This window comes from Pseudomonas sp. HMWF021, from assembly GCF_003061005.1.
GTDB lineage: Bacteria > Pseudomonadota > Gammaproteobacteria > Pseudomonadales > Pseudomonadaceae > Aquipseudomonas.
In genome coordinates this window covers 37,084-44,361 of the sequence record NZ_QAIK01000158.1, presented here as the reverse complement: position 1 = coordinate 44,361, position 7,278 = coordinate 37,084, and the positions used below count along the sequence as shown (strand labels likewise).

Here is a 7,278-nt window from a genome sequence, read left to right as displayed (position 1 = left end):
GTATGCGAGGCTGGGCGATGCCGAATTTTTCCTGGAGGTCGGCGTGCAGTATCCGCGTGACCCGTTCCAGCCGCTGCGGTGTGATCGCATCGGCAATTTCGCGCAGGGGCAGGTGAGTGGTGACCAGCGCCACCCGCAAACCGCGGGTGGCCAGCATCATCACCACTTGTGCGGTGTGGGTCAGGTCGGCGAGGAATTCCGTGTGTCCGGAGAATGCGATGCCCGACTCGTTGATCACACCCTTGTGCACCGGGGCGGTGATCATCCCGGCAAAGTCGCCGTTCAGACAGCCGTTACCTGCGCGGGTCAGGGTGTCCAGGACGAACGCGGCGTTGGCCTTGTCCAGTTGCCCGGCAACCACGGGAGCGCTGAGCGGAGTATCCCAGACGTACAGGCTGCCTGCCGGTGCAGGCACATCCGGCCAATGACCGGGTGCTACTTCCAGCAAAGTGACGGCCAGCCCCAGCTGCGCGGCCCGCTCTAGGAGCAGGTCGCGGCTGGTGATGGCAATCAGGGGGTGTGGCTGGGCTTGCGAGGCGAGCAGCAGGCACAGGTCAGGACCGATGCCGGCTGGTTCGCCGGGGGTCAGCGCGAAACGCTTGGGTTTCACTGCGCTGCCTGGTCTGCACCAGGGAGTTTGATTTCTACGTAGGCTTCTTCACGAATCTGACGCAGCCAGTTTTGCAGCTCTTCATCGTATTTTTTGTTACGCAGAACAGTCATTGCCTGTTGTTCGCGTGCCGACTCGGTGCTGTCGGTGGCGCGGCGGCCGAGGACTTCCAGCACGTGCCAGCCGTACTGGGTCTGGAACGGCTTGGACAGCTGACCTTGTGGTGTCTTGGCCATCACTTCGCGGAATTCCGGCACCAGTGCGTTCGGGTCGATCCAGTTCAGGTCGCCACCGTTGAGCGCCGAACCCGGGTCTTCGGAGTAGTTTTTCGCCAGTTCAGCGAAGTCTTCCCCAGCCAGGATGCGCTCATACAGCGATTGCACCAGAGCTTTGGTCTTGGCTTCGTCACGGATCGGGCTTGGCTTGACCAGGATGTGGCGCACATGCACCTCATCGCGCATCTGCGCTTCGCCACCACGTTTTGCCAGCAGCTTGAGGATGATGAAGCCACCCGGGGTGCGTGCAGGCTGGGTGATGTCGCCAACGGCCATGCTGCTCAGTTCACGGTCGAACGGCGGTGGCAGTTGCGCGGCTTTACGCCAGCCCATGTCGCCGCCTTCCAGGGCGTTGTCGCTGCCGGACTTGGCAACGGCCATCTGACCGAAGTCAGCGCCTTGCTTGAGCTTCTGGTAAACGTCCATCGCCTGACGGTAAGCGCTCTGAATCGCCTCAGAGTTAGCGCTTTCCGGCGTCGGAATCAGGATGTTGGCCAGGTGCAGTTCTTCGGACAGTTGCATTTTGCCCAGGTCGGAGGCGAGGAAGTTCTTCACTTCCTGTTCGGAAACCTGGATGCGCTCTGCCACGCGACGCTGACGCACACGGCTGATGATCATCTCGCGCTTGATCTGGTCACGGGCGTCGTCGTAGTTCAGACCGTCGTGAGCCAATGCCGCGCGGAACTGATCCACGGTCATGTTGTTGCGCTGGGCAATAGTGCCGACCGCCTGGTTCAGCTCTTCATCGGTAATGCGGATGCCGGAACGCTCGCCGATCTGCAGTTGCAGGTTTTCGACGATCAGGCGCTCGAGCACTTGCTGATCCAGCACGCCCGGAGGCGGCATGCCGCCGCCGCGCTTGGCGATGGTCTGCTGAACTTCGTGGACACGCTGGTCCAGTTGGCTCTGCATGACCACATCGTTATCAACGATCGCGACCACTTTATCGATGGACTGCACTGCGGCGTTGGCCGCAGTACCCAGGAACAGCGCGCCCAGCAGCAGCGGGCGCAGACAATCAGAAAGCTTGGTCTTCACGTTGACGATAACCTTGGATGCCTTTGTCGAGGAAGCTCTCTACCTTGGCGCCGGTGAGGCCGCCGAGTCCCTTCAGAACAATTTGGAGGAAGACGCCGTGGTCGCCTTTTTCGTTTTGCGGAGCTTCCTGACTGAATTCGTCGTAGGAAACCCAGTAACGGTTGATCAGGCGCAGTTTCCAGCAGCAGTTGTCGTACTCGAAACCACCAAAGGCTTCCAGTGTACGGTTGCGGTTGTAGTCGTACTGCCAGCGGCTGATTGCGCTCCACTGTGGAACGATCGGCCAGATGACCGAGAAGTCATGCTGCTGGATCTTGTAGTAGTCCTTCACGTAGCCAGGCTGGCCCGGGGTGCCGTAGTCGCCACCACCCACCGACCATTTACCGGTCGTCTGGTCGAAGCGAACCTGGTCATTGCGATAGCGATAACCGAGGTTGACCACCTTGTTCGGGTTGTCTTCAGGCTGGTAATGGAACATCGCGCTGCCGGAACGCGGGCTGCGGCTGTCCGGATCCCAGTTGTAGTCGGCAGTGGTGCGCCAGTCGCGGTTCCAGCGGTATTCGTATTCCAGCGCGTACGGCGATACGTCGGACTGGGCGTCCTTGCGATCCTTGAATGCGATGCCTGGCAGTTGTACTTCACGATCCTTGAAGTAGTAAGCCTGGCCGACGCTGATGCGTTGACGCTCGAAACCGTCGTCTTCGATCCAGCGGCTGGTTACGCCCAGCGACAGCTTGTTCTCGTCGCCGACGCGGTCGGAGCCGGAGAAACGGTTGTCACGGAACAGCGACGCGTAGTTGAAGGTGTATTCGCTGGTGTCGAATACCGGAATGTCTTCCTGATCAACCTTGGGTACGTACAGATAGAACAGGCGCGGTTCCAGAGTCTGGCGATAGTTCTTGCCGAAGTACGATGTGTTGCGGTCGAAGTACAGGCCGCTGTCGACGCTGGCGATCGGTACGCCACGGCTCTGGTTGCTGTCGAAGGTGCCGTTGAGTTTGTTTTGCTCGGCGTTTTGCGTGGCAATGTCGCGTTTGCCCTGGCCATCAAGATCCAGCTGGTATTGCGTGTACTGGTACTTGAGCGATGGCTTGAGGAAACCATAGGTCCAGTTCATCGGCAGGCTGACACCTGGCTTCAGATTCAGGCGGTCGCCGTTGGCACGGGCCAGGCCGAACACGTTGGAATCCAGCCGTGGCGAGACAGTACCGTCCTCGTCGGTGAAGTTGCCGTTCTTCAGGTCACGGTCAAAGCGAACGAGCTCGGTCTCGTAATCGAAAGTCAGGCCTTCCGGGTGGTAAGGCAACTGGCCGTAAAGGCTCAACTGCGGCAGGCGGTCATACGGCGTAATGTTCGAAACCGTCGCCAACTGGAACGCCTGAGCGTTCATGCGTGCAACGTAGCTGTCGCCACGATAGGTGATCGAACCCTGTTGATTCACGTAGTCGTTGGATTTGATGCCGATCTGATCGGTCTGCAGATCCTGGAAGTAGTACGGGTCACTGATCTTGGTGTAGTCAACCTGGGTGAACACACGGGAGTCGAAACCACCCTTGTGCTGCCAGTTGTACATGTAGCGATTCTTTTCGTAGTCGGTCTGCTTGCTGCGATCAGTATCTTCGTCGTTCAGATACGCCGCACCGAACTGGCCTTCGCTGGACTTGGTCAGATAACGGAATTCGCCCTCGACCAGCATGCCGCGCTTGCTCATGTAGCGCGGGTACAACGTGGCATCGTAGTTCGGCGCCAGGTTGAAGTAGTACGGGGTCACCAGCATGAAGCCGGTATCGCTGCCGGTGCCGATGGTCGGCGGCAGGAAGCCCGACTGGCGACGGTCGTCAATCGGGAAGTAGATGTACGGCGTATACAGAACCGGAATGTCCTTGACCCGCAGTGTCACGTTGGTCGCAGTACCGAAGCCGGTGGCAGGGTTCAGGGTGATGTTGTTGCCCTTGAGCTGCCAGGCGTTGCTGTTCGGTTCGCACGTGGTGTACGTGCCGTCCTTCAAGCGGATGATCGCGTTCTCGGCACGTTTGGCGTACAGCGCGTTACCGCGGATGCGCGATTTGTGCATCACGTATTCGGCGTTGTCGACCTTGGCTTCACCGGTGTCGAGCTGCACGTCGGCGTGGTCGCCTACGAGCAGTGCGCCGTTGTCGCGGATGCGCACGTCGCCGCTCAGCTCGGCGCGGCTCTCGGCCTGGTACAGGCTGGCCTCGTCGGACTCGACCTGCATGCTGCCCTGACGCAGGACAACGTCACCGGCCAGCGTACCGACCTGATCTTCGGTGTTATAGCGCGAGGCCTTGGCGCCGATAAAGGTCGGTGCGTCACTTTTATTCGTCTTGTCATTCATGCCAGGACGAATCGGTTCGATATAGGAACCAGAGCAGTAAGGTCCGGTCTCGGCCAATTGGGCGGCGGTGAGCTTCTCGCGCGGAACCCAGTCGAGGTGACTGTAGTCTTCGCTACGGGATTTCAGGCCGCGGCCTTTGGCTTCGGTGACCAGCACGGGCTTGGCGCCGGTGTCGGCAGTGGAGCCGTTCTGGGCCGGGGCTTCGCCAGCGGCGCTGACGGCACTGCCGTCATGTACCGGACGCGGCGGCAATGCAGCGGCCGGCGCCTTGGGCGCACACGCCCAGCCACCCGTTGCCGAGACGGCGCAGTCATACTGCTCGGCGGCAACAACGAATTGACTGGCCAGAGGTTGCATAGCCAGCAGACTGCCGGTTACCAACAACGGAAATTTTTTACGAAACGCGGGGGATTTCAATGCCATCTTATTAGTCCGGGCTTCCTGCGTGCCATCTGCCCGCGGTGTGGGCCGCACGCCTCTCGATGGTCTGAAAAAGATGCTGGATAATAAAGCATGACCCGCTTGACGGCTAGCGCCGTCGGAGACCCTTGCAATGCCTGACCAAGATGTACGCTTGCAACACCTGAAAGATTGGCTCGATGAGCAGTTGGCAATCCTGTTTGCAGATCAGGGCTGGGGCGCCGTGCCCCCGGCCACGTTGACCGCGGCCAGCAGCGACGCGAGTTTCCGGCGGTATTTCCGTTGGGAAGGAGAGGGCCGCAGCTTCGTCGTGATGGACGCGCCGCCCCCCCAGGAAAACTGCAAACCGTTCGTGGATATCGCCTTTTTACTGGCGAAATCCGGAATTAACGTGCCGAAAATTTATGCAGAAGACCTCGAACGTGGATTTCTTTTGCTAAATGACCTGGGCAACCAGACCTATCTGGACGTGATCGACGGCGAAAATGCCGACGCTTTGTTCAGTGATGCCCTGCAGGCATTGTTGGCTTTTCAGCAATTGCCGATGGTAGCGCCGCTGCCGAGTTACGACGTCGCGCTGCTGCGTCGCGAGCTGGAACTGTTCCCCGAATGGTACGTCAAGCGTGAACTGGGCATCGAGTTCGATGCGGCACAACAGCAGCAATGGCAGGCGGTCAGCGAGTTGTTGATCGACAGCGCCCTGGCTCAGCCGAAAGTGCTGGTGCACCGCGACTATATGCCGCGCAACCTGATGCTCAGCGAGCCGAACCCCGGCGTGCTGGATTTCCAGGATGCGGTGTATGGCCCGGTGACCTACGACGTGACGTGCCTGTTCAAGGACGCTTTCCTCAGTTGGCCTGAAGAACGTGTGCGTGGCTGGCTGGAAACCTACTGGCAGCAAGCCTCGGCGTTGAACATCCCGGTACAGGCGGACTTCGAAGACTTCCTGCGCGCCAGCGACCTGATGGGCGTGCAGCGTCACCTGAAAGTCATCGGCATCTTCGCGCGCATTTGCCACCGCGATGGCAAACCGCGCTACCTGGCCGACGTGCCGCGTTTCTTCGCTTATATAGAAGCGGTGATCGCCCGACGTCCTGAACTGGCGGATCTGCAAGCGTTGCTCGCCAGTCTGCGCGGCGGAGTGACTGCATGAAGGCGATGATTCTTGCGGCAGGTAAAGGCGAGCGCATGCGCCCGCTGACCCTGACTACCCCCAAACCGCTGGTGCGTGCTGGCGGTGTGCCGTTGATCGAATACCACCTGCGTGCGCTGGCGGCAGCAGGCTTCAGTGAAATCGTGATCAACCATGCCTGGCTCGGTCAGCAGATCGAGGATTATCTGGGCGATGGTTCGCAGTTCGGCGTGAGCATCCGGTACTCGCCGGAAGGCGAGCCGCTGGAAACCGGCGGCGGGATTTTCCGCGCTTTGCCGTTGCTCGGTGACGATGCGTTTCTGGTGGTCAACGGCGATATCTGGACCGATTACGACTTCAGCGTGTTGCATCAGCCGATCAATGGTCTGGCGCATCTGGTGCTGGCGGACAACCCGAACCATCACCCGACTGGCGATTTCACCTTGACTGAGGGGCAGGTGACTGATGGTGAACCGGGTGCGCAAACCCTGACCTACAGCGGCATCGCTGTCCTGCATCCGCAGTTGTTCGAAGGCTGCACGGATGGCGCGTTCAAACTCGCACCATTGCTGCGAAAAGCCATGGCTGAGGGACAGGTCAGCGGCGAGCGCCTGAAAGGTCACTGGGTGGATGTCGGCACGCATGAGCGCCTGGCCGAAGCTGAAGCATTGATAGAAGCGAGTCGTTGATATGTTGTGGCCAGGGACTCTGATTGGAGCCGGAGCGGGTTTTGCGATCGCCAGCATTCCGGGGGCCATGCTTGGGGCGTTGTTGGGGCAGGCGCTGGATCGACGCCTGCACTTGCAGAGCTGGGGGCACTTGCGGGAAAGGCTCGGCGGGCGGCCGATGTTGCGCAACGACGAATTGCTGTTCGTGCTGCTCGGACGTCTGGCCAAGAGTGACGGGCGGGTGACGGACGGTCATATCCAGCAGGCGCGCAATGAAATGAACGCCCTGGAGATGAGCGAGCCGGCGCGGCGTCGGGCGATTGCCGCGTTTAATCGCGGCAAGTCCGGCGGCGATAATCTGCGCGGCTATCTACGTCGCTTGAGCGCGCAACCGCATGCCGCTGAAGGCGTGCTGCGTGCCTGCTGGCGGATGGTCTGGGCCGACGGGCGTGCCGGCGTCAGCGAGCGTGAGCTGTTGGCGCAGTGGGGCAAATGGCTGGGTTGGACAACGCATCAGATACAGGCGTTGGCCAGTGACTACGAGCCGAACAAACGGCCAATTGTCAGTGCGGCGGTAAGCTATCAGGACGCGATGCGCCTGCTCGGCGTGTCGGCGACCAGCGAACCGGCGCAGATCAAGCGCGCCTATCGACGGCTGATCAGCCGTCATCACCCGGACAAGATTGCCGGCAGCGGCGCAACGGCGGAGCAGGTGCGAGAGGCGACCGAGAAGACCCGAGAGCTGCACAACGCGTTTACGCTGATCCGGGCGCGACGGG

The 7,278-nt window shown here is 60.5% G+C and carries 6 protein-coding genes; 3 read left to right on the top strand and 3 right to left on the bottom strand.

The window, feature by feature from the left end:
• The 3 genes from DBR18_RS22740 to DBR18_RS22730 all read right to left on the bottom strand — a co-directional run.
• The coding region (locus DBR18_RS22740) for a 4-hydroxythreonine-4-phosphate dehydrogenase PdxA (protein ID WP_177482423.1) at positions 1 to 610 on the bottom strand (610 nt) is incomplete at its 3' end.
• Positions 607 to 1,923 (bottom strand): peptidylprolyl isomerase SurA, encoded by a 1,317-nt coding sequence (gene surA, locus DBR18_RS22735; RefSeq protein WP_108592003.1) that lies wholly within the window; start codon positions 1,921 to 1,923, stop codon positions 607 to 609. The genes surA and DBR18_RS22740, both read right to left, overlap by 4 nt.
• Positions 1,904 to 4,702 (bottom strand): LPS-assembly protein LptD, encoded by a 2,799-nt coding sequence (locus DBR18_RS22730; RefSeq protein WP_108592002.1) that lies wholly within the window; start codon positions 4,700 to 4,702, stop codon positions 1,904 to 1,906. The genes surA and DBR18_RS22730 overlap by 20 nt, the downstream gene beginning before the upstream one ends.
• Positions 4,703 to 4,832: 130 nt before the next feature.
• Between DBR18_RS22730 and DBR18_RS22725 the strand changes: the two genes are divergently transcribed.
• From DBR18_RS22725 to DBR18_RS22715, 3 genes are all read left to right on the top strand, one after another.
• A complete protein-coding gene (locus tag DBR18_RS22725; protein WP_108592001.1) occupies positions 4,833 to 5,852 on the top strand; it encodes an aminoglycoside phosphotransferase family protein in 1,020 nt (339 codons plus the stop codon).
• Positions 5,849 to 6,520, top strand: a complete 672-nt coding sequence (murU, locus tag DBR18_RS22720) for an N-acetylmuramate alpha-1-phosphate uridylyltransferase MurU (protein WP_108592000.1) — start codon at positions 5,849 to 5,851, stop codon at positions 6,518 to 6,520. The genes DBR18_RS22725 and murU overlap by 4 nt, the downstream gene beginning before the upstream one ends.
• 1 nt (position 6,521) lies before the next feature.
• Positions 6,522 to 7,278: TerB family tellurite resistance protein (locus tag DBR18_RS22715; protein ID WP_108592004.1), on the top strand; the 757-nt coding region annotated here is incomplete at its 3' end.